23 protein-coding genes are annotated in these 26091 nt (G+C 63.2%); 19 read left to right on the top strand and 4 right to left on the bottom strand.

Annotated features, from left to right (window positions below; translation table 11 throughout):
* The first annotated feature begins 103 nt into the window (after nt 1-103).
* The 3 genes from DMP07_RS07035 to DMP07_RS07025 all read left to right on the top strand — a co-directional run bounded on the left by DMP07_RS07035 (nt 104) and on the right by DMP07_RS07025 (nt 5320).
* Nucleotides 104-805, top strand: a complete 702-nt coding sequence (locus tag DMP07_RS07035; protein ID WP_123198440.1) for an ABC transporter ATP-binding protein — start codon at nt 104-106, stop codon at nt 803-805.
* Nucleotides 806-808: 3 nt separating this feature from the next.
* Nucleotides 809-4333, top strand: coding sequence for an FtsX-like permease family protein (locus DMP07_RS07030; RefSeq protein WP_123198439.1), 3525 nt, complete (start codon nt 809-811; stop codon nt 4331-4333).
* A gap of 153 nt (nt 4334-4486) precedes the next feature.
* Complete coding sequence (locus DMP07_RS07025; protein ID WP_123198438.1) at nt 4487-5320, top strand: hypothetical protein; 834 nt, start codon at nt 4487-4489, stop codon at nt 5318-5320.
* 187 nt (nt 5321-5507) lie between these two features.
* Here DMP07_RS07025 and rarD read toward each other — a convergent pair whose 3' ends face one another.
* Nucleotides 5508-6446 (bottom strand): EamA family transporter RarD, encoded by a 939-nt coding sequence (rarD, locus tag DMP07_RS07020; RefSeq protein ID WP_123198437.1) that lies wholly within the window; start codon nt 6444-6446, stop codon nt 5508-5510.
* Between the two features lie 27 nt (nt 6447-6473).
* Nucleotides 6474-7286: a DUF2238 domain-containing protein gene (locus DMP07_RS07015; protein WP_123198436.1), complete on the bottom strand. Its 813-nt coding sequence runs from the start codon at nt 7284-7286 to the stop codon at nt 6474-6476.
* A gap of 274 nt (nt 7287-7560) precedes the next feature.
* On the opposite strand from DMP07_RS07015, the gene DMP07_RS07010 reads away from it, so the two are divergent.
* A complete protein-coding gene (locus DMP07_RS07010; protein WP_123198435.1) occupies nt 7561-8886 on the top strand; it encodes a coproporphyrinogen III oxidase family protein in 1326 nt (441 codons plus the stop codon).
* Nucleotides 8887-9046: 160 nt separating this feature from the next.
* Here the strand turns inward: DMP07_RS07010 and DMP07_RS07005 are convergent, their stop codons facing one another.
* Nucleotides 9047-9340: a helix-turn-helix domain-containing protein gene (locus DMP07_RS07005; protein WP_123198434.1), complete on the bottom strand. Its 294-nt coding sequence runs from the start codon at nt 9338-9340 to the stop codon at nt 9047-9049.
* Between the two features lie 201 nt (nt 9341-9541).
* Here DMP07_RS07005 and DMP07_RS07000 point away from each other — a divergent pair, with 201 nt between their 5' ends.
* The 15 genes from DMP07_RS07000 (at nt 9542) to DMP07_RS06930 (ending at nt 24304) form a co-directional block, all read left to right on the top strand.
* Complete coding sequence (locus DMP07_RS07000; protein ID WP_211324537.1) at nt 9542-9823, top strand: hypothetical protein; 282 nt, start codon at nt 9542-9544, stop codon at nt 9821-9823.
* A 328-nt stretch (nt 9824-10151) separates the two neighbouring features.
* The gene (locus DMP07_RS06995) at nt 10152-10727 is read left to right on the top strand and encodes a gamma carbonic anhydrase family protein (RefSeq protein ID WP_123198432.1); all 576 of its coding nucleotides are present in this window, start codon (nt 10152-10154) and stop codon (nt 10725-10727) included.
* A 9-nt stretch (nt 10728-10736) separates the two neighbouring features.
* Nucleotides 10737-10976: a hypothetical protein gene (locus DMP07_RS06990; RefSeq protein ID WP_123198431.1), complete on the top strand. Its 240-nt coding sequence runs from the start codon at nt 10737-10739 to the stop codon at nt 10974-10976.
* A 177-nt stretch (nt 10977-11153) separates the two neighbouring features.
* Nucleotides 11154-12014 carry a bifunctional 5,10-methylenetetrahydrofolate dehydrogenase/5,10-methenyltetrahydrofolate cyclohydrolase gene (locus tag DMP07_RS06985; protein ID WP_123198430.1) on the top strand — a complete coding sequence of 287 codons (861 nt, stop codon included), beginning with the start codon at nt 11154-11156 and terminating at the stop codon, nt 12012-12014.
* 126 nt (nt 12015-12140) lie between these two features.
* Nucleotides 12141-13028, top strand: coding sequence for a hypothetical protein (locus tag DMP07_RS06980; RefSeq protein WP_123198429.1), 888 nt, complete (start codon nt 12141-12143; stop codon nt 13026-13028).
* 172 nt (nt 13029-13200) lie between these two features.
* Complete coding sequence (locus DMP07_RS06975; RefSeq protein WP_123198428.1) at nt 13201-14091, top strand: substrate-binding domain-containing protein; 891 nt, start codon at nt 13201-13203, stop codon at nt 14089-14091.
* 15 nt (nt 14092-14106) lie between these two features.
* A complete protein-coding gene (gene pstC / locus DMP07_RS06970) occupies nt 14107-14958 on the top strand; it encodes a phosphate ABC transporter permease subunit PstC (RefSeq protein WP_123198427.1) in 852 nt (283 codons plus the stop codon).
* Complete coding sequence (pstA, locus tag DMP07_RS06965) at nt 14958-15842, top strand: phosphate ABC transporter permease PstA (protein WP_123198426.1); 885 nt, start codon at nt 14958-14960, stop codon at nt 15840-15842. Before pstC ends, pstA begins: the two co-directional genes overlap by 1 nt.
* A gap of 140 nt (nt 15843-15982) precedes the next feature.
* The gene (pstB, locus tag DMP07_RS06960) at nt 15983-16801 is read left to right on the top strand and encodes a phosphate ABC transporter ATP-binding protein PstB (protein WP_211324536.1); all 819 of its coding nucleotides are present in this window, start codon (nt 15983-15985) and stop codon (nt 16799-16801) included.
* A 4-nt stretch (nt 16802-16805) separates the two neighbouring features.
* The gene (phoU, locus tag DMP07_RS06955; RefSeq protein WP_123198425.1) at nt 16806-17465 is read left to right on the top strand and encodes a phosphate signaling complex protein PhoU; all 660 of its coding nucleotides are present in this window, start codon (nt 16806-16808) and stop codon (nt 17463-17465) included.
* Nucleotides 17462-18196 carry a response regulator transcription factor gene (locus DMP07_RS06950; RefSeq protein ID WP_123198424.1) on the top strand — a complete coding sequence of 245 codons (735 nt, stop codon included), beginning with the start codon at nt 17462-17464 and terminating at the stop codon, nt 18194-18196. Before phoU ends, DMP07_RS06950 begins: the two co-directional genes overlap by 4 nt.
* 2 nt (nt 18197-18198) lie before the next feature.
* Nucleotides 18199-19656 (top strand): sensor histidine kinase, encoded by a 1458-nt coding sequence (locus DMP07_RS06945; protein WP_123198423.1) that lies wholly within the window; start codon nt 18199-18201, stop codon nt 19654-19656.
* 219 nt (nt 19657-19875) lie between these two features.
* Nucleotides 19876-20511 (top strand): xanthine phosphoribosyltransferase, encoded by a 636-nt coding sequence (locus DMP07_RS06940; RefSeq protein WP_123198422.1) that lies wholly within the window; start codon nt 19876-19878, stop codon nt 20509-20511.
* Between the two features lie 6 nt (nt 20512-20517).
* Nucleotides 20518-21969, top strand: coding sequence for a uracil-xanthine permease family protein (locus DMP07_RS06935; protein ID WP_123198421.1), 1452 nt, complete (start codon nt 20518-20520; stop codon nt 21967-21969).
* Between the two features lie 373 nt (nt 21970-22342).
* Nucleotides 22343-24304: an MDR family MFS transporter gene (locus tag DMP07_RS06930; RefSeq protein ID WP_244594911.1), complete on the top strand. Its 1962-nt coding sequence runs from the start codon at nt 22343-22345 to the stop codon at nt 24302-24304.
* Between the two features lie 254 nt (nt 24305-24558).
* Here DMP07_RS06930 and DMP07_RS06925 read toward each other — a convergent pair whose 3' ends face one another.
* Nucleotides 24559-25980 (bottom strand): Sapep family Mn(2+)-dependent dipeptidase, encoded by a 1422-nt coding sequence (locus DMP07_RS06925; protein WP_123198420.1) that lies wholly within the window; start codon nt 25978-25980, stop codon nt 24559-24561.
* Nucleotides 25981-26091 lie beyond the last annotated feature (111 nt).

Raw genomic sequence — 26091 nt, 5'->3', positions numbered from 1 at the left:
TATAATGAGGGAAAACGGAAAGCCCGCGTCCGGTGCTCGCTTCCGCGCATGAAGCGGTTTCGCCGCGGGCTCCTACCCGATTCTATAGACGGAGCGTGTTGCCATGGCCTTTGTCGAATTCCGCGATGTGCGCAAGATCTACAAGATGGGCGAAGTGGAGGTGGCCGCAGCCGACGGCCTCTCGTTCGATATCGAGAAAGGCGAGCTCGTAGTGGTGGTGGGCCCGTCGGGATCCGGCAAAACCACGCTGCTCAACATGCTTGGCGGCATGGATTCGTGCACGTCGGGTTCGATCAAGCTGGACGGCCGCGAAATCAGCGCTTTCGGCGCCAAGGAGCTCACCGACTACCGCCGCTACGATATAGGCTTCGTGTTCCAGTTCTATAACCTGGTGCAAAACCTCACGGCCCTCGAAAACGTCGAGCTGGCCTCGCAGATCTGCCATGACCCGCTTCCTGCCGCCGACGTGCTGGCGCAGGTGGGGCTTGCGCATCGCATGGACAACTTCCCCGCCCAGCTTTCGGGCGGCGAGCAGCAGCGCGTGGCCATCGCCCGCGCCCTGGCGAAAAATCCCAAGCTGCTCTTGTGCGACGAACCCACCGGCGCGCTCGACTATAAAACCGGCAAGGCCATTTTGAAGCTGCTGCAGGACACTTGCGAGCAGACCGGTCGCACCGTGGTGCTGATCACCCACAACATGGCGTTCACCGGCATCGCCGACCGCGTGATCCACATCAAAGAGGGCCGCGTCGAAAGCATGGAGCTCAATGCGCACCCCGTGGCCGCCGATACCGTGGAGTGGTAGGCCATGAAAAGCGTTTTCAACAAGGGAGTCCAGCGGTCCATCACCCATTCGCTCGGGCGCTTTCTCGCCATTGCCGTGATTGCGGCGCTCGGCACGGGTTTTTATGCGGGCCTGCGCATGACGGGTCCCGACATGCGCCTGGCGGCCGACCGCTATTTCGACGGCACGGAGATGGCCGACCTGCGCGTGGTTTCCACGTTGGGCCTGGATGACGAAAGTATCGACACGCTGCGCGGCATCGAAGGCGTGCAGGGCGTCATGCCCGCTCGCGAGGTGGACGTGCTGGCCACGGTGGACGACGTGCAATACACCATGCGCGTCCAGTCGTTCGATGCCGACGCCGCCCGCGCCTCGGACACGTCTGACGGCGAGCATGCCGTTTCCTCCGACGAATCGTATCTGAACAGGCCGATCCTGGTCGAAGGCACGTGGCCCGAGGGCCCCGACGAGTGCGTGCTGACCGCCGACGTGGTGATGGATAGCGACGTGTCGGTGGGCGATACCGTGAAGGTGCTCGAAGGCACGCAGGATATCGACGACACGCTGGCTTCGCGCGAATACACGGTAACGGGCTTCGTGCGCTGCTCGTATTACGCTTCTCCGACCAGCCTGGGCACCACGTCGCTGGGCAGTGGCGCCCTCGAGCAGGTGGCGTTCGTCGACGATGCGGGCTTTTCTTCCGACATTCCGTACAGCGAGGCTTTCGTTTCGGTGGCGGGCGCTTCCGATGAAATGGCGGGAAGCGAGGAATACCAGGCGAAGGTCGACCAGGTGGCGCAGCGTATCGAGGACGCGGGCCTCGGCGCCGCTCGTTTGGCCGACGTGAAGGCCGAAGCCCAGGCCGAGCTCGATGAGAAGCGCGCCGAATACGAGTCCGAGCGCGCCGATGCCGAAAGCAAGCTTGCCGACGGCGCGGCCGAGCTCGACGAGGCGCGCGTGCAGCTCGACGAGGCCGCCGCCAAGATAGAAAGCGGCCAGGCCGATCTTGACGCCGCCGCCGACACGATCGCCTCGAGCGAGCGCGACCTTGCCGCCGGCCAGGCGTCGTACGATGAGGGCCGCGCCGAGCTGGCGCAGCGCCGTGCCGACGCCGAAGCGCAGCTGGCCGCCGCCCAGGCGCGGATCGACGACGCGCAGGCGCAATACGACCGGGCCGTGGCGTTGCGCGGCGAGCTTTCCGCGCAGCTCGACCAGGCACTCGCGGGCCTGGGGCAGGTCGATGCGGCTATAGCCGAGAACATGCCTGCGCTCGACCAGGGCATCGCGCAGGCGCAGGGTGCGGTTGACGCCGTTCAGGCGCAGATCGACGCGCTCGATCCGGCCGCGCCCGGATACGCCGAACAGCTGGCCGCCTTGCAGGCGCAGCGCGCGCAGGCCCAGGGCATGCTCGACGAGCTGCAGGGCCGCAAGGACGCGTTGCTCGCCCAGCGTGCGCAGCTTGCGGGCGCGGTCGAGCAGCTGAAGGCGGGCATCGCGCAGATCGACGCCCAGACCGCGGGCGTGTCCGAACAGCTTTCCGCCGCGCGCGCCGAGCTTGCCGCCCAGCGCGGCGCGGCCGAAGAGGGCTTCGCTGCCGCGCAGCAGCAGCTCGACGCCGCAGCCGCCGCGCTTGCGAGCGGCCGCGCGCAGCTCGAATCGGGCAAGGGCTCGTATGCCGCAGGCGTCGCCGAGCTTGCCGACGGCAGGGCCGAATACGGCGAAGGCCTGGCGTCCTACGAAGAGGGCAAGGTCGAATACGACGAGCAGAAGGCCGACGCCGAGGCGCAGTTCGCTGATGCCGAAAAGCAGCTGGCGGAAGCCCAGGAGAAGGTCGACGAGCTGGAGGCTCCTGAAATCCTCGTGCTCGACCGCTCGAAGAACATGGGCGCCGAAAGCTTCAAATCCGACGCGGGCCGCATCGACCGCATCGCCATGGTGTTCCCGTTCATCTTCTTCCTGGTGGCGGCGTTGGTGTCGCTTACCACCATGACGCGCATGGTGGAAGAGGAGCGCGTGCTGATCGGCACCTACAAGGCGCTCGGCTACAGCAACGCGCGCATCATTTCGAAATACCTGGTGTATGCGGCGGTGGCCAGCGGCGTGGGCGCGCTCGTGGGCATCGTGGCGCTTTCGCTGTTCCTGCCGTACTTCATCATGAACGCGTACGCGATCATCTATGCGGTGCCGCCGCGCCCCGTGCCGATCGATCCGGGCATCGCGCTGCTTTCGGCGGGCCTCGGCATGGGCATCACGCTTGCCGCCACCTGGTTCGCGGCCGCATCGACCCTGCGCGAGACGCCGGCGTCGCTCATGCTGCCGCGCGCGCCGAAGGCGGGCAAGCGCATCCTGCTCGAGCGCATCAAGCCGCTGTGGAGCCGCATGTCGTTCTCGTGGAAGGTCACGTCGCGCAACATCTTCCGCTACAAGCGCCGCTTCTTCATGGCGATTGTGGGCATCGCGGGCTGCACGGCGCTGCTGCTGACGGGCCTCGGCCTGCAAAACGCCATCAACGACATCATCGACAAGCAGTTCGGCGAGGTCTATCACTACAACATGGTGGTGCGCGAGGCCGACGACGTGTCCGACGAAGATGCGTCCGAGGTGGAAAGCATTCTGGCTTCGGGCGAAGGCGCCGCGTACACGGCGGCCCATACCGAGAACATGCTGGCCGCCCGCGTGGACGAACCCGACGGCGAGCATCAGCGCTTCGAGCTGATCGTGCCTGAGGATCCGGCCGACTTCGCGACGTATGTCACCATGCGCGAGCGCCTGGGTCACGACCCGATCGACCTTGCCGACGACGGCGTGGTGATCAGCGAGAAGCTGGCGATCGAGCTCGACCTTGAAAAGGGCGACCCCGTTTTGCTCTTCGACGAAGACGCGGTGGGCAACGCCACCGGCGCAGGGCGCGAAACGCGCGTGGCGGGCATCATGGAGAACTACGTGAGCCAGTACGCGTTCATCACGCCGCGCGGCTTCGACGCGCTGATCGGCGAAGAGCCCGCCTATACGACGATTTATGCGAAGGCGACCGAAGACGAGATGCAGCGCGCGGAGCTTTCCGACGAGCTGCTGGCGATCGACGGCGTGAAGACCGTGGGCTTCAACGACGAGACGATCGAGTCGTATCGCACCATGCTCAAGAGCGTCGATGCGGTGGTGGTGGTTTTGGTGATCGCTGCGGCGGCTTTGGCGTTCGTGGTTCTGTACAACCTGACCAACATCAACATCACCGAGCGTCAGCGCGAGATCGCCACGCTCAAGGTGCTCGGCTTCAACGCGCGCGAGGTGAACGCGTACATCTATCGCGAAACGCTGCTGCTTTCGGCGATAGGCGCGCTTGTCGGCTGCGTTCTGGGCGTGTTCATGGAGGGCTTCGTGGTGGTGACCGCCGAGGTCGACCAGGTGATGTTCGGCCGCGCCATCCACGCGATGAGCTTCGTCATCGCCTTCGCGCTCACGATGCTCTTCTCGGTTCTTGTGACGCTGTTCATGCGCAAGAAGCTTTCCGGCATCGACATGGTGGAAAGCCTGAAATCGGTCGAGTAGCGAAAGGCGGCCTTCGGGCCGCCTTTTTGCTGCCTGCTTCACATTGCCGTCGACGGTTCGAGCTTATGGCGGATCGGTCTTTTCGGCGAGGCGTCGTGCTATGCTGCTTGCTGTTTTGCACGGTGCGGGCATCCGCGCGGGGAAGGGGTCGGCGTGAATATTCGGTCGCGTTATTTCAATCAGGCGGCGCAGCAGGTGCTTGCCGATTATTTCTCATGGTTGCGTAAGACGCGCGCCCTTGCGATTTTTGCTGCGGTGGTTCTCGGCGCGGCGGCTATCGTGTTCGTGTTCATCGGGTCTATGGCGGCTTACTTCGTCTGCCTTGCTGCGATTTTGATCATTGCGTGGCTGCTCAGGTCCAAGATAGGAAGGCGTTTTCGCAGCCTGCTCGACATTTTGGGGTCCGATTGCGATGCCGAGAAATATCGTGAGGTGATCGAGGGCATTGCTCGTCGCGATACAAGGCAGCGTTCGAAGGGCACGTGCCTGACCGAGCTCGCGCTGGCTCATTATCATGCGGGCCGTCCGGTCGACGCCTTGCAGCTTCTTTCGCAGGTTTCGTTCAAGTCGCCCAAGAACATCCTTTGGATTCGCACGTTCAACGTGGAGGCCATCGCCCGCAACGCTGCGGGCGATATCGCAGGGCGTGACGTCGCCTTGGGCCGCATCGCGGCGTTTCGCGAGGGCGCGTCCGTCAATTCGCCGAAGCGTGCGGTCGTCGACGACATCCTGCTCGGGCTGAACGTTCAGTTCCGCGCGCCCGAGCAGTGGGGGCCGGCCGACCTTGATTACATGCGTAAAAGCGCAGCGACCGCCGATTCGCGTCTGACGTGGGTATCGTGGGAAGTTTGCGAGGCAGAATATCATCTGACGCATGGAAACGCGCAGGAAGCGGCGGCTCTTTTGGACAAAGTGTCGGAAGGCCCTCTCACGCCTCGCGCCGCAGCGAACATCGAGCGTCTTCGTACGCGCCTTTATGCCGATTAGCCGATGCGACTGTAGCGAAAGGCGGCCTTCGGGCCGCCTTTTTGTTGCCGCGTTCGGGCGGATGTGCCCGAGGGAAGCTGCGAGTTCGTTTTCGCCCACGTTCCCCGCTATATCGTTCCCTTCGAGGTCTAGAGAACGGCTTGCGTTCGCCGGCTTGTTTTTGCCCGAGGCCTCGCTCTTTCGCCGGTTATTTTCCCGCGAGCGCCATCTGCCTTCGGTGCAGGATGCTTTCGGCGGACATGAGCGCGATGCCCGTCCAGACCAGCGCGAAGCACACGCCGTGGGCGAAGGTGAACGCCTCGCCGAAAAACGACACGGCCAGGATAAGCGCGATGGTGGGGCTGACGTACTGCAGGAAGCCGATGATCACCATGGGCACGCGGTTGGCCGCGGCCGAATACAGCAGCAGCGGAATGGCGGTGAGCACGCCCGCAAACACCATGAGGAAGCTCTCCCAGGGCTGCGACGTGACGGCCATGGGGTCGGGCGTGGCGGGCACCAGGTCCCACAACGCGGGCATCAGGGTGCCCGCGCCGAAGATCATGCCGCCCAGGATGCCCGTGATCACCGATTCCAAGGCCATGCCGGGAAGCGCGGGGTAGCCCGCCTTCTTCTTCACGGCGCCGTAGGCCGAAAACGAAAGCGCCAGCGCGAAGGAAATCCAGATCGCGCCGCCGTTCATGGCGATGAAGAACGTCACGCCTACGCCGGCCAGGCCGAACGCTACCTTCTGCATGCGCGTCAGGCGTTCGTGGAACACGATCAGGCCGAACAGGATGTTGAACAGCGGGCACAGGTAGTAGCCGATGCTGGTTTCGAGCAAATGCCCGCTGTTGGCGGCCCAGATGTAGACGCCCCAGTTCGCCGACGTCAGGACGGCCGAGGTGACGAAGGTGGCCAGCGCCTTCGGGTCGCGCAGCAGGTATAAGAAGCGCGTGCGCTTGACGAACGAGCACAGCAGCACGATGAACACGCACGACCACACCATGCGGCAGGTCAGCACGAGCAGCGCCGATTCGCCCGAAAGCAGTCGCCAATACAGACACATGAAGCCCCACATGACCTGGCATCCCAGGGCTTCCAGAAAGCCTGTTCGGTCGAGCGTCTCTCGCTGTTCGTCGGTCAAGGCCGTGCTCCTTCGCAATGGCGGGATTTACTTGATGGTGTTGCGCAGCTTGGGGATGAAGTGGGCGGCGAAGCTCTTCTTGTGGCCGCGGTTCTTCACGTAGATGAAGCCGATGACGGAAAACGTCACGGCGCCGATCAGATTCACGAACAGGTCGGCCATGGAATCATGCAGGCCGATGTCCAGATATCCGCCGGGAATGACCACGGTTTCGCCCGACGCCAGCATGATTTCGGTGCCCACGATGCCGTCGACGGGGATGGCGATATTGGTGTTCGTCGGATCGAGCGTGACCGAGCTGAAAGCGGTCACGATAGTGTCTTTCTGCATGTCGAATCCGACGAAGACGTCCATCGAATACTCGAAAAGCTCCCAGACCGCGCCTGCGGTCATAGAGAAGCAGAATGCGGTGATGGCCATATAGATCGGTGCCAGCTGCAGGCGCGATGCATGGCTTCGATTGAGGATATCGACCAGCGCGAATCCGATGCCTGCGGCCAAAAATCCCCAGGTGGTATGCAGAATGGTGTCCCAGAAGGGGATTTTGATATAGAAAGCGTCGATTTCTCCGAGGATTTCCGCGGCGAAGATGAAGCAGAGGATGATGCCTTCCAAAACGCTCGGGATCTCGACGGTGAAACGGCGCTCGAGCATGCTGGGAATCCAGAACAGGATGAACACCAGCAGGCACAGCAGCGCGTGTTCGTAGCGGCCTTCGAAGATGGAACGCACGAAGACGATGGCAACGATGACGCACAAGATCACGTACAGGGCGAAGACGCCCGGCTTCTCTTTCGCCGCCTTGCGGGAGGTTTCTAGAAAGCGGGACACGACGGGCATCGGGCATTCCTTTCGTCGTCATGGATTTCCAGTCGAATACATGCCAGTATAGCGAATGACGCCTTGCGCTGATCGACGTCTGGGCATCGGCTCCGTCCTTCCGCGAAAGGACGCGGGCCGCACCTTCGCCGCCCGTGTAACCTCACATCTTTATCGATATATACGCTTCTGGTCGCTTGTGGGCATTTTGCGCCAAGCATATAATCCTGCACCGTTTGGGGAACGAAATAAGCCGCTTGCGGTCATGCGCAAGCAACGACGATAGGGTGTCAGAGTGATTTCGGAGCGAATTCTTACCAATCTTGTAAAGACGATGACCAAAAGAACGCTGAAGCTGTCTCCTACGGGAGAAACGTTCATGCCGCCTGCGGAACCTGGCCGCAAATACATGCTGTATCTGCACGTGCCGTTCTGCGAGCGCCTGTGTCCGTATTGCAGTTTCAACCGCTATGTCTACCGTGAAGACGTGGCGCGTACCTACTTCGAGAACATGCGCAAGGAAATGCTCATGCTCAAAGACCTAGGCTACGACATCGAGAGCATTTATGTGGGCGGTGGCACGCCGACCGTGGAAATCGACGAGCTGTGCGAGACGCTCGATCTTGCACGGGATGCGTTCGACATCAAGGAAGTGGCGTCTGAGACCAATCCCAACCATCTTGTCCAGTCGTACCTGGATAAGATGAAGGGCCGCATCCAGCGCCTGTCCGTGGGTGTGCAGAGCTTCGATGACGAGCTGCTCAAGCAGATGGACCGCTACGAGAAATACGGTAGCGGCGAGCAGGTCATGGAGCGCATTGCCGAAGCCATCCCGTACTTCGAATCGCTCAACGTGGACATGATTTTCAATTTTCCGTCGCAGACCGAAGATATCCTGCATGCCGACCTTGAGAAGATCGCCGCATGCGGGGCGCGTCAGACCACGTTCTCTCCTCTGTACGTGTCCAACGCCACCATGGGCAAGATGGCCTCCACTTTGGGCGCCGTCGATTACGGCCGCGAATATCGCTACTATCGCCTGCTCGACGAAGCGTTGACGGGCGGGGATTCGGCTCGCTTCCGTCGCGAGACCATCTGGACGTTCAACCGCCTTGACGAACAGGGTCATGACGACCATGCGCTGCTGATCGACGAGTATCAAACCGCCTATGTGGCGTATCCTGCGATCGGCAGCGGATCGATCACGCATCTCGGCGACAGCCTGTACGTGAACACGTTCAGCCTGCAGGAATACGACGACATGATCGGCGCGGGCCGCATGTCGATCATGGGCAAGACCACGCTGAGCAAGCACGACCTGATGCGTTATCACTTCCTGCTGAACCTGTATCGCCTGCGTCTGGATAAGCATGCGTTCAAGGAGGAGTTCGGCTGCGGCATCGAGGCAGGTCTTCCTGCGGAGATGGCGTTCATGCGCCTCAACGGCGCTTTCGCGACCGACACGCCCGACGAGCTGACGCTGACGCCGAAGGGCCGCTATCTGGTTTCGGTGATGTATCGCCAGTTCCTGAGCGGCATGAATAATCTGCGTGACCAGGCTCGTGCTGCGCTTTCGGGTCCTGAACGGCAGTTGCTTTTCGGCGACGGTACGTGCGCGTAGCGGCGTGACGGGTTCGGCGGCTTCTCTGCGGCTGTCGGACGAACGGCGCCAAGACGGCCGCACCTTTGCCGTGATTCCGGCGTGTCGAGTGTGTTTCGGCGCGCCGGTTTTGCGAAGGGCATGAAAACGCTCGTGCTTTCGCGCGCAGCGTCGGCGCGGTTCAGTTTTTGCGATCGGCCTGATCGTCGGGCTTTTCATCGGGGGAGAACCAATAAAAGGCCCCCTCTTTGTCTTCGTCGTCGGGCAGAAGGTCGCGCAGGGGAAGTCCGAGTCCTCCTGCGATGCGAAACAGCGTGCGCAGCGAGGGGTTGCTCTCGCCTTGTTCGATTGAAAGAATCTGGTTGTGATGGACGCCTACCATCATGCCGAACTCGCGCAGACTCAGCCCTGCGCGCTTTCGAAGAGTTCGAATGCGCGCGCCAAGTCGATTGCTATATTCGTCGAATGCGGCCATTGCGAAAGCGTATTGAGGCCCGATGAGAGAATGTCACTATAAAATGTGACATTTCGTAATTATGATGAGAAACGGACAGAAGTCGTCGAAGGCCTTGCGCCCTGCCGTTTTCCTGCGGAGGTCGCGAGCCGAGTGGGCGCGCGTATCGCCGCGTGATATGCTCCCGGCGACAGGCTTGTTTTCTTCAAGGAGGCGGCAGTGGTGGAAGGTATTTCTCGCGATCTCGACGTCATGCTGGTCGTGCGCGATCTTAACGACGAAGAGGCCGGAGTCGACGATGTGTTGTTCGGCTGCGCTTTGCACAAGGACGATTTGACGGCGTTTTTCGCCGATCTTGCGAAATTGGTCGAGTCCTATGGCGGGGCCGAGTTCGCGGAGCTTCTGGCACGCGACGAAAACGACGAGGTCCTTGCGGCGGCGCGCCGCCGCTGGTCCGATGACGCGCCGAACGGCCCGGCTGAAAGCGTGGGCCCCGTCGTCTAGGAGGGATGCGGTTGCTGAGGGCCGAACGGGGCTTCTGCCTGCGGGCTTGGCTTATCTGAGCGCCGTCTTTCTTGCGCAGCCTACCCGTTGTCCCGATCGTCGAGCTGGGTTTTCGGCCCGGCTTTCGATTCGGCTGCCGCTTGCCTTTCCGGTCGCGCTTTTGTTTGGCGCTTTCGCCTGTGTCGACGGACATGCGGTGCCGTTTGCCCGTCATCCGTCGCGTTTTCCGTCGCTACACTGGGTTGCAGCAGATGATTGCGCTGCTTTTTCGTCGAATTGCGGGATGCGTTTCGACGAAGCGCGGCGTCGGGGCAAAAGGAGCTGCATCATGGCGGAGGGACGCGCGCACGGGTCTTCGACCGAAATCGACTATCATCGCGTGAAGGCCGATCCGACGGCGCGCATTTCGCCGTCGTGCTCGCTGGTGGGCGATGTGACGCTTGGGAAAAAGGTTGCTGTCATGGCGGGAAGCTGCCTGCGTGGCGACGATGCGCCGATCGTGGTCGAGGACGAGTGCAATATTCAGGAGGGCGTCGTCATCCAAGAGGATTACGGCAAGCTCGCAGCGATCGGCCGCCATACGACGGTGGGGCATCGAGCCATGCTGCATGGCTGCGTTATCGGCGAAAACTGCCTGATCGGCATGAGCTGCACCATTATGAACGGCGCGAAAATCGGCAAGAACAGCGTCGTTGCGGCGGGGGCGCTGGTTACCGAAGGCAAAGAATCCCCCGATGGCGTGTTGATCGTGGGCGTCCCGGCGAAGGTTCGCCGCGAGCTGACCGAAGAAGAGATCGCCGACATGTGCACGTTTCCCGGCGACGATTATCTCAAGCAGACCGAAGCCATGCTTAAAGATGGCGTATTATTCAATCCTGCGCCCGATTTCGATTTCCAAGCATAGGAGCGGCCAATGAACCTCGAAGACTGGCAGACACGCGTCGATAGCATCGACCTGGGAGACATGCGTCTTTACCATGCCTATGCGTTCAACGAGAAGACCAAACAGGTCATCGAGGGCGACACCGAGCATCCCGACGAAGAGTTCGTGCGCATGCGCTTCCAGCAGCAGCTCATGGGCACGTTGATGCAGGTGGACATGGAAGAGCAGATGCGCGCTGCGCAAGAGGGGCGCGCTCAAGCCGACGAGTAGAACCCTCCGAAGCGGTGTCGGGAATCCCGCATTTTCCGTCGAGCCGATGGCCGACGCGCGCCCTCTCTCGTTTCGGCCGCTTTTCCGCCTGCGCGCATATCGTCGATACGTTGTGGGGTAGAATGCCCGAATCCGGAAAGCACTATCGCGGTCGAAGCGCCGCATGAGGGGGGAATCGTGGCTTTGGAACTGCTGGGAAAGCCTGTTATCGCCGCATTGAAAGAGGATCTGATCGGCCGCACGGAAGCGCTCAAGGCCGCAGGCGTCGTGCCGACGCTTGCGATCGTGCGCGTGGGCGAGCGCGAAGACGACTTGTCCTACGAACGCACGGCGCTCAAGCGAGCCGAGGGCCTGGGTATCGAGGTGCGCCGCTTCGTGCTGGCCGAAGATGCGGGCCAGGACGCGCTCATGGACGTTATCGCGCAGGTCGACGACGATGCGGGCATCCACGGCTGCCTGATGTTCCGCCCGCTTCCGCGCGCCTATGACGAAGAGTCCGCGTGCGAGGCGCTCGATCCCGCGAAAGACATCGACGGCATCGGCCGCGCGGCGCTGGCGCGTGTGTTCACAGGCCGCGGCGAAGGCTTCGCGCCCTGCACGGCCGCGGCATGCCTCGAGATGCTCGACGCCTACGGCATCGACGTCGCCGGCAAGCGCGTGGCGGTGGTGGGCCGCAGCCTTGTGATCGGCCGCCCCGTGGCCATGATGCTGCTCGAGCGCAACGCCACGGTGACTGTGTGCCATTCGCGCACGCAGAATCTCGAGGAAACAATCCGCGAGGCGGACGTCGTGGTGCTGGCCACGGGCCGCGCGAAGGCCTACGGCGCGCCGTGCTTCCGCGAAGGCCAGGTCGTCTTGGATGTGGGCATCAACGTGGATGCCGAAGGCGCCCTGTGCGGCGACGCCGACTACGAGGCGGCGGCCGCGGCCGTGGGCGAGACGGGGGCGATCACGCCGGTGCCTCGCGGCATCGGCGGCGTCACCACGAGCGTGCTGATGAAGCACGTGGTGGAGTCGGCCGAAAAGACCGTGTTCTAAGGTTGGTTCTAGCTTTATATATCGGCACAAGAAAAGGGAGGACGCGCGGCATCGCGCGGCTCGGCGCTTCGCCGCCGCGGCTCGTGCTCGATCGCGCGCGGCCTCGGTTCGAGTACGGAGTTACCATTGGCTTTTCGAATCGGCGATGCCGCCGCAGCGCGCTTGAAGGAAGCGCATCCGTTCATAGGTTTCGCGCCTCTTTTCGCGTGGCATTTTTGCTTCTGGTTCGCTCCGACGGCGGCGCCGTTCGCAGACCTGCTTTCCGCCGACATGACCGCTTCGTGGCTTGCGTATCTGGCGACGAGCGTCGTCGCCCTGCTTGCGGCGGCATTCGTTCTGGGGAACAAGCGCAGGCTTCGCTCCGACGGGCGCATGTATGCGCTGGCGCCCATGATGCTCGGCGCTTTATCTCTTATATGTTCATATAGCCCGCTCGTATTCGACGGGCCTTTGCAGCGCTTCGTCGTGCCCATGATGCTCGGAGCGGTGGAGTCGTATTGCTTCCTTTTGTGGGGCGAGCGCCTGTCCTCGTTGAGCTATCGGGGCACGTCCACCGACGCCGTGGTGGCGGTGGCCGCCGTGGTCGTGGCGGCGTTCGTGGCGGCCATGGTGCTTCCCGGCCCGGTCACGGCCGCGTTCGTGGCGTTGCTGCCCGTTCTTTCCGGCCTCGCTTTGGTGCGCGAAGGGGAGGCGGGCAAGGAAGAGGCGTCCGTGCTCAAGCCTCGTGCGGTGCGCAAGCGCGCCGATCGCAACATCGCCGTGGTCAGCGGTATCTCAGCCGTGACGAGCGCGGCGTGCTTCTTCTTGCTGACCATCATTCCCTCGCACGACCTGATCGGCGGCGATTGGGCCTACGGCTACGGCTTGGTGGCGGGAACGCTTGCCATCCTGGCGGCGTCGGCGGTCGTAGGCGTGCGCACCCATATACGGCATGTATACGAGAAGACGCAGATGCATAAGAAAAGCGTGCTGATCGGATACGTGATGGAGCAGACCTCCCACTACGAAAACTAGGGCCGTTGCACGGCGATTCGGCCCCTTATGTCGAACTTTGCATCGATCTGACGTTCGTTCGTCGACATTTGCATCGATCTGACGCTCCTCTGACGCTCATTTGATAGGGCGTCCTTAGAGTTCATCGCGGCGTTTTAAGCAATGAAATCTTCGATGAAAGGAACGTCTTACCATGAAGTCTAAGAAACTCCTCGCTCTGGCGCTGTCGTGCGTCTGCGCCCTCGGCGCGTTCGCGTTGGTCGGCTGCTCTTCGGGCGGCGGCGAGTCCTCCGACGGCTCCGCTCCTGCGGAGAACGGCGGCGCGATCTCGGTCATCTCCCGCGAGGACGGTTCGGGCACCCGCGGCGCATTCACCGAGCTGTTCGGCGTGCTCGACGACAACAAGAAGGACGCTACCACCTCTTCCGCCGTCGTCACCAACTCCACCTCGGTCATGATGACCACCGTCGCTGGCGATCCCGCTTCCATCGGCTACATCTCCCTGGGCTCTGTCAATGAAACCGTCAAGCCTGTCAAAATCGACGGCGTGGCCCCCTCCGCCGAGGGCGTCAAGGACGGTTCCTACAAGGTCGCCCGTCCCTTCAACGTCGTCGCCAAGGACGGCATGTCCGAGGTCGCTCAGGACTTCCTGAACTTCATCATGAGCGCCGAGGGCCAGGAGGTCGTCGACTCCGAGTACGTCTCCGTCGCTGACTCCGCCGCCTCCTACACCGCTTCCGGCAAGTCCGGCAAGGTGGTCGTGGCCGGCTCCTCCTCCGTCACCCCGATCATGGAGAAGCTCGCCGAGGCCTATGAGGCTCTCAACCCCGACGTCAAGGTCGAGGTCCAGCAGTCCGACTCCTCCACCGGCGTCCAGTCTGCCATCGACGGCACCTGCGACTTGGGCATGGCCTCCCGTGAGCTGAAAGATTCCGAGCTCTCCCAGGGCGTCAAGCCCGTCGTGATCGCCATGGACGGCATCGCTGTCATCGTGAACAACGGCTCCTCCGTCGACGACCTTACCTCCGACCAGGTCAAGGGTATCTTCACCGGCGACATCACCGACTGGTCTGAAATCGCTTAACGATAGCGATACGTTATGAAAAGCATCAAAGAAACGGTAGCGAAGGTGCTTTTCACGGCTGCCGCGGGGGTTTCGATCCTCGCGGTTGCCCTGATTTGCGTCTTCCTCTTCGCAAGCGGCGTCCCGGCCATCGCCGAGATCGGTCCGCTGGAATTCCTTACCGGCACCGTTTGGAAGCCCGGTAGCGACATCTACGGCATTCTGCCGATGATCCTGGGAAGCATCTACGCCACGCTGGGCGCTCTGGTGATCGGCGTGCCGATCGGCCTGTTCTGCGCGGTGTATCTGTCCCGCTTCGCCAGCCCCCGCGTCAAGCGCCTTCTGACTCCGGGCGTCGAGCTTTTGGCCGGCATTCCCTCCGTCATCTACGGCTTCTTCGGATTGGTGGTGCTGGTTCCTCTGATCCGCCAGGTGTTCCACGTGCAGGGCATGAGCCTGCTCGCCGCCTCGATCATCTTGGGCGTCATGATCTTGCCCACGATCATCACGGTGGCGCGCAACTCCCTCGATGCCGTGCCTGAGAGCTACTACGAAGGCGCGCTCGCTCTGGGCGCCGACCACGAGCGCAGCGTGTTCCGCGTGCTCGTTCCCGCAGCGGGCTCGGGCATCATGGCGGGCGTCGTCCTGGGCGTCGGCCGCGCCATCGGCGAGACCATGGCCGTCGTCATGATCGCAGGCAACCAGGTCCAGATCCCCAACAGCCTGCTGGACGGCGTGCGCACCCTTACCACCAACATCGTCATGGAGATGGGCTATGCGGCCGATCTGCACAGGGACGCCCTGATTGCCACCGCGGTCGTGCTGTTCGTGTTCGTCCTGGTGATCAATCTGGTGTTCGCCGCATTGAATGCGAGGTCGAAGAAGTAATGGAACAGAAAACGAATTCCGCCGCGGCGTCGAAGAACGCGGCCGCCGAAGCCCCCAAGAAGCCCCATCGCAAGGTCTCTTCGGCGATCCTCGGTGCGCTCGTGCGTATCGCGGCCGTGGCGACCGCCGCGACCCTCGTCATCATCGTCGGCTACATCCTGGTCATGGGCATCCCCGCGTTCAATCCCGACTTGTTCGCCTTGGAGTACAACTCCCAGAACGTCTCGATGCTGCCGTCTTTGGTGAACACCCTGCTCGCCGTGGCCCTGACTCTCGTGATCGCCGTGCCTTTGGGCGTCATGGCGGCCGTCTTTTTGGTCGAATACACCACGCGCGGCAACAAGTTCGTCAAGGTGGTCCGCATCACCGCAGAAACCCTGGCGGGCATTCCCTCCATCGTGTACGGCCTGTTCGGCATGCTGTTCTTCGTCACGTTCCTCGGCTGGGGCCTTTCGCTTCTGTCGGGCTGCTTGACGCTTGCCATCATGGTCTTGCCTACGATTATGCGCACCACTGAAGAGGCGCTGCGCGCGGTGCCTGACTCGTATCGCGAAGGCAGCTTCGGCCTGGGCGCAGGCCGCCTGCGCACCGTGCTTTCGGTCGTGCTCCCGCCCGCCATGCCGGGCATTCTCGGCGGCATCATCCTGTCGATCGGCCGTATCGTCGGCGAGTCTGCGGCGCTTATCTTCACGGCCGGCACCGTCGCGGCCATTCCGGGCGGCATTTTCGACTCGGTGCGCACCATGTCGGTCCATATGTACGTGCTTTCCTGCGAGGGCCTGCATATCGACGCGACCTACGCCACCGCCGTCGTGCTTCTCATCATCGTGGTGGCCATCAACGCCTTGGCGTCGTTCGCCGCCAAGCGTCTGACCAAAGTCTAGTGCGACAGGCTTTGCGTCGGAATGGCGGCCGCGCGGGCATGCCTTCGGGCCCGTCCGTGCCCGCCGTCCGATGCCGGCGTGACGCCGTCGCGGTAAAGACCGGGCGCCGCTTGGGCGCCTTTCAAGAAAGGAACGAACGCGTGAGCGAAATCAAACAGGCGTCTGCAGCCTGCGTCCCGACGCCTTCTTCTGGGGAGTCGGAGGAAGAGACCAAGATCGCGGTTCAAAACCTCGACCTGTTCTACGGCGACTTCCATGCGCTGCACGGCGTGAACATGGACATTCCCGCCAATCAGATCACGGCATTCATCGGTCCCTCGGGCTGCGGCAAATCGACCCTGCTGCGCACGCTCAACCGCATGAACGACCTGGTCGAAGGCTGCCGCATCGAGGGCGTCGTGGCCCTCGACGGCGAGAACATCTACGCCAAGGGAACCGACGTCAACCACCTGCGCCGTCGCGTGGGCATGGTGTTCCAGAAACCCAATCCTTTCCCCATGAGCGTCTATGACAACGTGGCCTTCGGACCGCGCACGCATGGCATCAAGGGTAAAGAAGAGCTCGACGGCATCGTCGAAAACGCCCTGCGCAAGGCCGCCATCTGGGATGAGCTCAAGGACCGCTTGAAGAAGAGCGCCCTGGGCCTGTCTGGCGGCCAGCAGCAGCGTCTGTGCATCGCCCGCGCTTTGGCCGTCGAGCCCGAGGTGCTTCTGATGGACGAGGCCACCAGCGCCCTCGACCCGCTTTCCACGGGCCGCATCGAGGACCTGGCCGTCGAGCTGAAGAAGGACTACACCGTGGTCATGGTCACCCACAACATGCAGCAGGCGGCGCGCATTTCCGACAAGTGCGCGTTCTTCCTGCTGGGCGATTTGGTGGAATACGGCGACACGCAGATGCTGTTCAGCCATCCGGTCGACAAGCGTACCGAAGACTACATCACAGGAAGGTTCGGCTAAGCCAATGATGAGGACTGTTTTCCAGCATGAACTCTCGCTTCTCGACGCCCAGATGCTCGTCATGGCGTCGTCGATGGAAGAGGCCGTGGTTTCCGCGGTCAAGGTGATGGAAGAGCGCGACGCGGAGCTTGCCGCCCGCGTGATCGAAGGCGACGACGACATCGACCGCCAGGAGCGCGACGTCGAGAGCCTGTGCCTGAAGCTGCTGCTCACCCAGCAGCCCGTCGCGAGCGACTTGCGCCACGTGTCGTCCGCCCTTAAGATGGTCGGCGACATGGAGCGCATCGGCGACCAGGCCGCAGACATCTGCGACACCATGCTCGCCATCGACGGTCCGATCGACGCCCGACTTTCCAAGCACCTGCGCGGCATGGCCGAGCAGGCGTGCGACATGGTGCACGACGCGGTGGAGGCCTTCGTCGAAAGCGACGTGGAGAAGGCCCGCGCGGTCATAGGGTCCGACGAGCAGGTCGACGAGCTGTTCTGCAAGGTGAAGAACGACGTGATCGCGGCCATCAAGGAAGATTCCGAGCCCGCGAACAGTCTGGTCGAGGCGCTGATGGCGGCGAAGTATCTCGAACGCATCGCCGACCATGCCGAAAACGTCGCGGAATGGGTCGAATACGGCCTGACGGGCATGCACAAAGGAGATTTGATCGGATGATCTACTACCTCGAGGACGACGAACAGATTCGCAATCTGACGCTGTACACGTTGGCGCAGACAGGGCATGAGACGCGCGGATTCGCCTGCGCGAGCGAGCTGTACGAGGCGCTCGAGCAGGCCGTGCCCGACCTGTTCATCCTCGATGTGATGCTTCCGGGCGAAGACGGCATCTCGGTGCTCAAGAAGCTGCGAGGCCGTCCCGATACCGAAAACATTCCCGTGATGATGCTCACGGCGAAATCCACCGAGTTCGACACGGTGCTCGGCCTCGATTCGGGCGCCGACGATTATCTGGCGAAGCCGTTCGGCATGATGGAGCTGCTTTCCCGCGTGAATGCGCTTCTGCGCCGCGTGCGCCGCGACGCGGAACTGGCCCGCCAGGCTTCCGATGCGGCTTCCGAGCGCTCCGACGCCGCCGAAAAGGCCGACATCATGGACGCGGGCCCGATTCATTTGGACGCGGCCCGCTACGTGGTGGAGGTGTCCGGCGCCGAGGTGCGCCTGACGCACAAGGAGTTCGAGACGCTGCGCTTTCTCATGCATAACCGCGGCATCGTGGTGTCGCGCGGCCAGCTGCTCGACCAGGTGTGGGGCTATGAAGTGGCGGGCGAGACCCGCACGGTGGATGCCCATATTCAGACGCTTCGCAAGAAGCTCGGCGAGGCCGATTCCCAGGCGGCGTCGCTCATCGAAACGGTGCGCGGCGTGGGCTACCGCATGAAGGGGTAGTCATGGCGCTGCATTCCGAAGAAATCCCTCCGCGCACGGGCGCGGAGGACGGGCGCGGCTCCCAAAAGGGGCCGCGCCGTTCGTTGTCGCGCACGATTGCGCGCACGGTCATGCTCGCCACCGCGGGCGTGGCCATCGCCTGCGTCGTTCTGTTCGCGGTGGCCTTCTATTACGCGGTGGACGCCCGCGCCGCCGGCGACCTGGAGTCCGAATGCGAGGCATTCGCCTCGGTTCTCGATGGAAAGGGCGGCGATCGGCAGACCACGCTGGCGCTTTTGCGCCACGATGCGGCGGTCGTTCCCGCCGACACCAGGGTCACGCTGATCGGCGAAGACGGCGCGGTGTTGTTCGACAACCGGGCCGATGCCGCCGTGCTGGACAATCACGCCATGCGCCCCGAGGTCATCCAGGCCATGGAGACAGGCGAAGGCCGGTCGGGCCGGTATTCCGAAACGCTGCAGAAGGAAACGCTTTATCACTGCATCCGCCTGCAGGAAGGCTCGATTCTGCGTTTGGCCGTCACCCAGGCAAGCGTCTGGGGCGTGCTGCAGTCGCTGATCGTGCCCTATGTGTTCGTGCTGCTTGCTGCGGTGTTGGCTGCGCTTGCGGCGGCGTGGGCCATCTCGCGCAAGATCGCATCGGAGTTCTCTGCGGTCGACCTTGACCGCCCTTTGGAAAACGAGGCGCCGCAGGAGCTGGTGCCGCTGCTCGACCGCCTCGAGGCGCAGAAGAAGAGCATCGACGCCCAGGCCGCCGAGCGTCGCAGGTTCACAGCGAACGTGTCGCACGAGCTGAAAACGCCGCTCACGGTCATCTCCGGCTACGCCGAGATCATCGACCGCGGCATCGCGCGTCCCGAAGACGTGCAGCGATTCGTGGGATTGATCCACGACGAGGCCCAGCGCATGAAAACGCTGGTCGATGAGCTGCTCACGCTCTCGCGCCTCGACGATGCGCAAGACCCCGCCGAAAGCATGGCGCTCGATATGTGCCAGGACGTGTCGCTGTTCAAGGCGGCCCGTTCGGTGGCGGGGCGCCTCGAGCCTTCGGCTGCCCGCCGCTGCGTAACGCTTCATGTGAACGCGCCCGACGACGAGGTGTCCGACATCCTCGTGAAGGGCAATGCGCGCATGCTCGAGGAGATGATGCGCAATCTGGTGGAAAATGCCATCAGGTATAACGTCGAAGGCGGCAGCGTCACGGTGTCGGTGTCGCGCGACCGTCGCGGCGCGCCGATGATGCGAGTGGCGGATACGGGCGTGGGCATTCCGCCCAATCTGCGCGAGAAGGTGTTCGAGCGCTTCTTCTGCGTGGACGAGAGCCGTTCGAAGGAAACGGGAGGCACGGGCCTGGGCCTTGCTATCGTCAAGCATGCGGCCCAGCTGCACGGCGCGACGGTGCGCGTCTACGGCAACGACCCGCGCGGCAGCGTTTTCGAAGTGACGTTTCCGCTTGCATAAGCTTTTCAGGGCCGGTTTCATGCCGGCCTTTTTCATGTTCGGCGTGCCACATCGCGTCTCGAACCGTCGATCTTTACGAAATGGCCGATGCCTGCCGACGCGTTGCTTTCGGTTGTGATATACACTTGCGCCTAAGTTCCATCCGCAGGGGTGTTTCGCGGGGCGCGGAGCTTGGCGGCGGCATGGGGCGAAAGACAGTTCGAGGAAAGGCGGGGCAGGGTGAAGCTTTTAGAGGAACGCATCGCGCGCGACGGCGTGGTCAAGGCCGAAGGCGTTTTGAAGGTCGATAGCTTTTTGAACCATCAGATGGATATCGATCTGTTCAACGAGATGGGCGCCGAGTTCAAGAGGCTGTTCGCCGACGCTCCCATCAACAAGATCTTGACCATCGAGGCATCGGGCATCGGCATCGCCGCCATCGCGGCGCAGCATTTCGGCGTGCCCGTGGTGTTCGCCAAGAAATCGCAGAGCATCAACCTGGACGGCGATATGTATTCCACGCGCATCCAGAGCTTCACGCACGGCAAGGTGTTCAACGTGATCGTGTCGAAGAAGTTCATCGGGCCGGACGACCGCGTGCTGATCATCGACGATTTTTTGGCCAACGGCTGTGCGCTGGACGGCCTGATCGAAATCGTCGAATCGGCGGGCGCCGCGGTGGAAGGCATCGGCATCGCGATCGAGAAGGGCTTCCAGCCTGGCGGCAAGAACCTGCGCGAGCGCGGCTACCGTCTGGAATCGCTGGCCATCGTGGAGTCGATGGATCCCGGCACGGGAACGCTGACGTTTCGCGACCAGTGGCCGAGCGAAGGCGACGCGCAGGTCTTCGGCGTGGTCGAGACCATCGAGGCATAGCAGCCCATGAAGCAATTCGATCACGCGGAGCTCTATAAGCTCGACGGCGACGTACCCCTGCTTCGTTCCGTTCCCTACGGCGTCCAGCATATCCTGGCGATGTTCGTGGCCAACCTCGCTCCGATTTTCATCGTGGCGGGCGTCGCGGGCCTCGACGGCGGCATGACGGGTTCGCTCGTCCAAAGCGCCATGCTGATCGCCGGCGTCGGCACGCTGATCCAGCTGTTCCCTCTGTGGAGGCTGGGTAGCGGCCTGCCGATCGTCATGGGCATCAGCTTCACGTTCGTTACGGTGCTGTGCGGCATCGCGGCCACGTACGGCTACAACGCCGCCATCGGCGCCATCATGGCGGGCGGCATCGTCGAAGGCGTGCTGGGCCTGTTCGCCAAGTATTGGCGGCGCATCATCTCGCCGATCGTGGCTGCCGTGGTGGTGACCGCCATCGGATTCTCGCTGCTCAACGTGGGTGCCGCATCGTTCGGCGGCGGCAACGGCGCGCCCGATTTCGGCTCGCCGCAGAATATCGCCCTGGGCAGCATCGCGCTGGTGTCGTGTCTGGTGTTCCAGGTTGCGGCGAAGGGTAAGACCAAACAGCTTTCGGTGCTGTTCGGCCTGGTGGTCGGCTATATCGCCGCGCTGCTCATGGGCGCGGTCGACTTGAGCGGGTTCGCGCAGGCCAAGCCCTTGGCGCTGCCGCAGTTCATGCCGTTCACGCCCGAGTTCGAGCCCTCGGCCATCATCGCGGTCACGCTGATCTTCCTGGTGTCTGCCACCGAGACGATCGGCGACACGTCGGCGATCTCGATGGTGGGCCTGCGCCGCGAAGTGCGCGAGAAAGAGCTTTCCGGCTCGATCGCCTGCGACGGCTTCGTCAGTTCGCTTTCGGCGTGCTTCGGCTGCCTGCCGATCACGTCGTTCAGCCAGAACGTCGGCCTGGTGGCCATGACGAAGGTGGTCAATCGCAAAGCCATCGCCACAGGCGCCGTCATCATGATCGCGGCGGGCTTTCTGCCGATCATCGGCGTGGCGTTCTCGTCGCTGCCCGAGGCTGTGCTGGGCGGCTGCACCATCATGATGTTCGGCAACATCATCGTGAGCGGCTTCCAGATGATCGCCCGCGCAGGGTTCACGCAGCGCAACATTCTGATCGCGGCGCTTTCGCTGTCGATCGGCATCGGCTTCACCCAGGTATCCGACATCTTCGTCCTGCTGCCCGAAATGCTGCGCAACGTTTTCGCGGACAACTGCGTGGCCGTGGTGTTCCTGGTGGCTGTCGTGGCCAACCTCGCGCTTCCGAAAACCATCTCGATCGACGGCGCCGAGCTTGCAGGCGAAGCCGCGCAGCAGCAGGCGGACGAGTCGGCCGAAGCCGCCGGCGGGCATTCGCCTGCTGCCGAAAGCGTGCCCGATGCCGTATGCGCTGCGCCCGCCGGCAAGGATCGCGGCTCGTCGGTCTAGCCGTTTCGCGCGCTATGCACGTCCGCCGGCAACGTGTCGGGCGGTTCGCTCTTTCCTTGTCGCCGGCCGTCGGCGTTTCGGCGCGCCGAAACGTTCGGGGGTGCCGAGGCGGAGGCGAGGCCTTCGGCCGTCTGGAGCTTCGCGCATGGAAAAAGCCCGCCGGGGTTTCTGGCGGGCTTTCGTTCGTTTGAACGTATGCGTGTCGGGGACGTGCAGTCCGATTCTTCGAACCGAGGCCGTCTCTGGATTTTTGTGTGCAAACGGTTACGTGCCGGCAATCAAACGGTGGAAAATTCGGGACGATCGGATACCCGTCTGTAGAATAAGGCGTTACGTCTTGATAGGAAAAACGCTTTTCAACAGGGGGTAACGTATGAGTTTCATGGGCCTTGCCCGCAACGACCTGGTCATCGTATCGGTGCTTCTTGCCGGCACGCTGCTCGCGGTTTTGAACCAGACGCTTCTTTCGCCGGCCTTGCCCGCCATCATGAGCGGCCTGCAGGTCGATGCGACCACCGTGCAGTGGCTCACATCGGGCTATTCGCTGGTCGAGGCCGTGGTCATTCCGCTTGCGGCGTTCCTTATCGGCCGTTTCACCACCAGGCAGCTGTTCATCACGGGCTTGAGCCTGTTCACGGCGGGAAGCTTCCTCGCGGCCATCGCGCCGCATTTCAGCGTGCTGCTGCTCGGCCGCGTGCTGCAGGCGGCGTGCACGGGTATGGTCATGCCTATGGTCATGACCGTCATCCTGCTGGTCATCCCGCGCGAGAAGCGCGGCCAGGCCATGGGCGTCATCGGCCTGATCATCGGCTTCGCGCCCGCCGTCGGCCCGTCCGTCGCGGGCATGCTGGTCGATTCGGTGGGCTGGCGCGCCCTGTTCGTGATCGTCACCGTGCTTTCGGTGTTCGTGTTGCTGCTTGCGATCAGGGTGCTGCGCAACTATGGCAGCTTCGAGCGTTCGAAGTTCGACGTCGTGTCGGTGCTGCTTTCCTCGGTGGGCCTGGTGTGTCTGCTCTACGGTCTCTCCACGTTCTCTTCGAGCGACAACCTGCTGGTCACGGGCTTGCTGGTGGCTGTGGGTCTCGTGGTCACGGGCCTGTACGTCCGCCGTCAGTTCACGCTGCCCGAGCCCATGCTCAAGATCGATATCCTGAAAACCCGCAAGTACGCGATCACCGTTTCCATTGTGGTGCTCATCCAGGTTTCGCTTGTCGGCGTCGGCGTGATCACGCCGCTGTATATCCAGGGCGTCTGCGGATATTCGGCCACCGCATCGGGCGTCGCCATGCTGCCCGGCGCCTTGATCGGCGCGGCGCTCGGCTTGGTCGCAGGTCGCCTGTTCGATCGCTGCGGCGTGCGCCGCGTGGCCATTCCCGGATTCGTCGTCACGATGCTCGGCGCGGCCGGCCTGGTGCTGTTGGGAATGGATAGCGATATCGTCGTCATCACCGTGGTGTATACGGTGCTGACCGCCGGCCTCCAGTTCGCCATGACGCCGATCAACACCTGGGGCCTCAATTCGCTCGATAACGGCGTGCTGCAGCATGCGCAGGGCCTGTCGAACACGCTCAACCAGGTGGCGGCTTCGTTCGGCACGGCGTTGCTCGTGTCTGTTTCCGCGTTCGGCCCGGCCGTCGCTCCCGCGGCAGAGCCGCAGGCTCAGGCGTTCGCCGGATACCATCTGGCGTTTTGCACCACGGCGTCGTTGCTCGCGGTGGCGTTCGTTGTGGTGATTTTCTTCGTGCGCGGCGACAAGAAGCGCGCCGCCGCGCCGGCCGCCGACCAGGCCGCTGTTTCCGAACCCACGTGGGAAACCGCCCATGTGGGCCATGTGAAGTCAACCGCCGCCTGGCGCGATGCCGCGGCACAGGTCGATTACAAAGACCTGGAGGTCCGTCACGCCATGACCACCGATCCGGCGTATGTGACGGTCGAGGCCTCGATGCGCGACGTGGTGCGTCTGCTGGCCGCTACCGAGACGAGCGGCGTGCCCGTGGTGGACGAATCGCATCGCGTGGTCGGCTTCGTGTCCGACGGCGACGTGGCGTCGTATCTGGGCCGCAATGAATCCTCGCTGTTCGACGCGGCGCTCAATCTGTACCGCTTCGCCGACGACGACGAGCCGCAGCTGCGTCTTGCGCGCATGCTCGACCTGAACGTTATGGATATGGCCGCGCGCCACGTCGTGGCCGTGGAGCCGGGCGATTCGCTTGACGAGGCGTGCCATATGCTGGCGGCCAAGCGCATCAAGAAGATGCCCGTCGTGGAGAACGGCGTGCTGGTCGGCTCGCTTTCGCGTCGCAACATCGTGCAGGCCGTCGCCGCAGGCCTGTAGGCTTCGGCCCCCGCGGCCTTCGTTCGAACGCACGGAGGCCGCGGGGGTTGCGATCCGGGCGCGCCTGCGGTTTCGTCGGGCTGTTTGCTTTTTCCCAGCCGTTGTCCATCGGCATTTCGACGCGACGAACCGCGCGGGACGCTGAGACGGAGGCGAAGCCCCGGCCGTCCGGAGCTTCGCGCATAGAAAAAGCCCGCCGGGGGTTCCGGCGGGCTTTCGTTCGTTCGGGCGTATGCGCGTCGCGCGCCTTCGCGCTATTCGCTCAGCGTGGTGAGGTCGATTTCCATCAGGCGCTTGAGCGTCAGAATGTAGGTGCGCATGGCGCGCTTGAGGGTTTCCTCGGAAATTCCCTCGTCGGCGCCGTGCATCGGGCCGACCCACGCGGGGTAGTCGTCGTGCGGGTCTTCGGGGCCGAAGCTCGCCGCGCACGGGAACTCGCGGGCGTAGGTGCCGCCGCCGATGGTGAAGGGCTCGCCGTCGAGGCCGGTGGCTTCGCGATAGGATTCGGCGAGCACCTGGATGGCGGGGCTGTCGGGCTTCATCAGGAACGGCTCCATGAGCAGCGTGTTCTCGATCGTGGCCTCGCCTTCCTCGGCGACGGGCGTAAGCTTGGCCATCAGGTCGTCGCGGCTCGTGGAGGTGGGGAAGCGGATGTCGATCGTCAGCTTCAGGCGGCCTTCCTCGAAGTGGATGGTGCCTGCGATGCAGGTCAGCGGGTCGAAGAAGCCGTCGCAGGTGTCGATGCCGACGGAGCTGCCGTCGGTGGAGTCCATGATGCGGCCGATCATGCGCAGGAAGACGTTCTCGTCCTCAGTGCACAGGTCGTTGGCCAGGGCGTATTTCACCAGCATGTCGATGGCGTTCACGGTGCCCTCGGGCATGGAGGCGTGGCCGCCGCGGCCGGTGGAGACCAGGCGCGCGTAGTCGCCTTCGGCGGAGATGTCGATGCCGGGGGCTGCGGGCAGCTCGGCGGCGTCGGCGCGCACGACGAGCGTGGCCTGGCTGGGCACGGCGTTGGTGGAGGCGTCGCCGGTGGTGAAGTCGATGATGTTGCCGCCGACGAACTGCTTCGAGGTGATCAGGCCGTCGAAGCCGCCCTTTTCGCCGTAGCAGACGGGGAACATGTCGTCGGGCGTGAACAGGAATGCGGGCGCGGGATAGTTCTCGAGGTAGTAGGCCACGTCGCGCATGGTGCCGGTTTCCTCGTTGGTGCCGATGAGCATGCGCAGCGTGTAGGGGAGCTTCCAGTTCTTCTCCTTGAAGAACTTCATGCAGTACAGCGAAACGACGAGCGGGCCCTTGTCGTCCAGGGTGCCGCGGCCGAGCAGGAAGCCGTCTTTGCGCAGAAGCGTCCACGGATCGAGCGTCCAGCCGACGCCCGGCGAAACCACGTCGGAGTGGCAGATCATGGCGAGCAGGGTATCGGTTTCGCCCTTCAGGTCGGCGATGCCGATTTCGCCCTTGTCGTCGAAGGCGTCGAAGCCCAGGCGGTCGGCCAGGTCGACGGCGGCGCGCAGGCCGTCGTGAGCCTCAGGGCCGCTGGGGTCTTCGGGCGTGGCGCGGTCGAAGTCGACCACGCTGGGAATGGCGATGAGTTTGCCGATCTCGTCGACGATTTCCTCCCAGTTCTCGTCGATGAACTCGTCGACCTCTTTCAGGAATTCGGTGTTAGACATGCGATCCCCTATCCTCTCTCTTGCATCGGGGATGGTACGGGCCTATTCTACTACAGCGTTTCCGCAGGAAAGGGCCCGTTGTCCGTTCGTTGCGCGCTTGGTCGGCGGCGG

The organism is Slackia faecicanis (assembly GCF_003725295.1).
Taxonomy (GTDB): Bacteria; Actinomycetota; Coriobacteriia; order Coriobacteriales; family Eggerthellaceae; genus Slackia; species Slackia faecicanis.
This window is presented reverse-complemented; position numbering and strand designations above follow the sequence as displayed.

What these genes read in the sequence shown, in the direction of transcription:
- DMP07_RS07035 (WP_123198440.1), top strand. Translation starts at nt 104, where the DNA reads ATGGCCTTTGTCGAATTCCGCGATGTGCGCAAGATCTACAAGATGGGC.
- DMP07_RS07030 (WP_123198439.1), top strand. Translation starts at nt 809, where the DNA reads ATGAAAAGCGTTTTCAACAAGGGAGTCCAGCGGTCCATCACCCATTCG.
- DMP07_RS07015 (WP_123198436.1), bottom strand. Translation starts at nt 7,286, where the DNA reads ATGCCCGTCGTGTCCCGCTTTCTAGAAACCTCCCGCAAGGCGGCGAAA.
- DMP07_RS07005 (WP_123198434.1), bottom strand. Translation starts at nt 9,340, where the DNA reads ATGGCCGCATTCGACGAATATAGCAATCGACTTGGCGCGCGCATTCGA.
- DMP07_RS06995 (WP_123198432.1), top strand. Translation starts at nt 10,152, where the DNA reads ATGGCGGAGGGACGCGCGCACGGGTCTTCGACCGAAATCGACTATCAT.
- DMP07_RS06990 (WP_123198431.1), top strand. Translation starts at nt 10,737, where the DNA reads ATGAACCTCGAAGACTGGCAGACACGCGTCGATAGCATCGACCTGGGA.
- DMP07_RS06975 (WP_123198428.1), top strand. Translation starts at nt 13,201, where the DNA reads ATGAAGTCTAAGAAACTCCTCGCTCTGGCGCTGTCGTGCGTCTGCGCC.
- pstC (WP_123198427.1), top strand. Translation starts at nt 14,107, where the DNA reads ATGAAAAGCATCAAAGAAACGGTAGCGAAGGTGCTTTTCACGGCTGCC.
- pstA (WP_123198426.1), top strand. Translation starts at nt 14,958, where the DNA reads ATGGAACAGAAAACGAATTCCGCCGCGGCGTCGAAGAACGCGGCCGCC.
- phoU (WP_123198425.1), top strand. Translation starts at nt 16,806, where the DNA reads ATGATGAGGACTGTTTTCCAGCATGAACTCTCGCTTCTCGACGCCCAG.
- DMP07_RS06950 (WP_123198424.1), top strand. Translation starts at nt 17,462, where the DNA reads ATGATCTACTACCTCGAGGACGACGAACAGATTCGCAATCTGACGCTG.
- DMP07_RS06945 (WP_123198423.1), top strand. Translation starts at nt 18,199, where the DNA reads ATGGCGCTGCATTCCGAAGAAATCCCTCCGCGCACGGGCGCGGAGGAC.
- DMP07_RS06935 (WP_123198421.1), top strand. Translation starts at nt 20,518, where the DNA reads ATGAAGCAATTCGATCACGCGGAGCTCTATAAGCTCGACGGCGACGTA.
- DMP07_RS06930 (WP_244594911.1), top strand. Translation starts at nt 22,343, where the DNA reads ATGAGTTTCATGGGCCTTGCCCGCAACGACCTGGTCATCGTATCGGTG.
- DMP07_RS06925 (WP_123198420.1), bottom strand. Translation starts at nt 25,980, where the DNA reads ATGTCTAACACCGAATTCCTGAAAGAGGTCGACGAGTTCATCGACGAG.